At 62.5% G+C, this 1,772-nt stretch carries 1 protein-coding gene; it reads left to right on the top strand.

Going from position 1 to position 1,772, the window contains the following annotated elements:
• Positions 1-233 precede the first annotated feature (233 nt).
• A partial coding sequence (locus ABGV18_RS11410; protein ID WP_396586140.1) for an SLC13 family permease occupies positions 234-1,772 on the top strand: 1,539 nt, incomplete at its 3' end.

Raw genomic sequence — 1,772 nt, 5'->3', positions numbered from 1 at the left:
CGGCGAAAAATGTTTTCTCGCCAAGAAAACCCCAACCCGTTGTTTTATCTGACCAATACAGGGTTAATCTCTTGCATTGATCAGGCAATGATTCGACAGTGTATTGAACGCCGCTTAGAATCACAATTCATGACCTTCCGAGATTCATGGCTACAGAGATGCACGACCGAATCATGCCTCCGCACGGCGATGCCCCGGACCCTGATTCGACCAAGGACAAGGACGCCTAGCCCATGACCACCTGGATTACGCTGCTCGCCATATTGGGGCTCCTCGCCGTTCTCGCCACGGGGCGGGTCGCACCGGCGTTGGCCTTCGTCTCGCTGGCCAGCGCCTTCGTCCTGACGGGAGTGGTCGAACCGGCATCCATGCTCGACAACTTCACCAACCCGGCGCTGGCCACCCTCGCCTTGCTCCTTCTGGTGTCCCTGGCGCTGGAGCGCTCGCACTTCCTCGACAAGATCGCCGAGCGCCTGCTCTCCGGAAACGAGGGATTTGCCCGATTCAAGCTGATCGGCACCACGGCAATACTCTCGGCGTTTCTGAACAACACGGCCGTGGTCGGCGCCTTTCTTGGCGCGATCTCCAAGCAAAAGCGCATCGCGCCGTCCCGGCTGCTGATCCCGCTGTCCTACGCATCGATCCTCGGCGGGGTCACGACCCTGATCGGCACCTCGACCAACCTCGTGGTCAGCTCGTTTGCCGTGAACGCCGGCCTGCCGGAACTGACCATGTTCCAGTTCACGCTGGTCGGTGTGCCGGTGGCCGTGCTGGGCCTGGCGGTATTGTGGTGGCAGGCACGGCATCTGCCGGAGAACGAGCCCGAGAATCGGGGCGAGGCGATGGCCTACTTTTTGGCCGCCGAAGTGCAACCCGACTCGCCGCTGATCGGTCGCAGCATCGAGGCCAATGGCCTGAGAAAGCTTGAGGGCCTGTATCTGCTCGAGATCGAGCGCCAGGGCCGACTGATCACCGCCGTGGGACCCGACGAGGTACTGGCCGCCGGTGACCTGCTGATCTTTACCGGCGAGGTCGACAAGGTCCAGGCACTGCAGCGCTTTCCCGGCCTCGACCTGTTCGGGCACCGGGCGGATGACCTCCTCGCAACCAACCTGGTCGAGGTGGTGATCTCGAACGAGTCGGAGTTGGCCAATCGCACGCTTCAGGAGGTCGACTTTCGCAGCATGTTCAATGCCGGCGTCGTCGGCATTCGGCGGGGGAACGAAAGGATTCAGGGGCAACTGGGGCGCGTGCCCCTGCGCGCGGGCGACTGCCTGCTCCTGGCGACGGGGGCTGACTTCCTGCAACACCGCAACATTGACCGCAACTTTCACTTGCTCAGCGGCAGTTTCCAGCGCCCTCGGCTCGGCACGGTACAAAGCACCTTTGCGTTGGGCGGCTTTCTAGCCGTGATCGCGTCAGCCACCGTCGGCTGGCTGACACTGTTTGAAGGGCTATTGGTCCTGCTCGGTGCCCTGCTGGTTACCCGCATTCTCACCGTGGGTGAGCTGCGCCGCCGCTTTCCGTTCGAACTGGTCGTGATTATCGGCTCGGCACTCACGCTCGCCGAGGGACTGGAGCAATCTGACGGTGCAGCACTGATCGCCAATTTCATGCAGGCAACGTTCAGCGGCCATGGTGTCTTCGCCGCGTTTGTGGGTGCCTACCTGCTGACGGTGGTCCTGACCGAGACGGTCACCAACAACGCCGCGGCGGCCCTGGCATTTCCGGTCGCGTACGCCACCGCCCAGGGCTTTGGGGTCGACCCGATG

It is taken from the genome of Guyparkeria halopsychrophila, assembly GCF_044582135.1.
GTDB lineage: Bacteria > Pseudomonadota > Gammaproteobacteria > Halothiobacillales > Halothiobacillaceae > Guyparkeria.
This window is presented reverse-complemented; position numbering and strand designations above follow the sequence as displayed.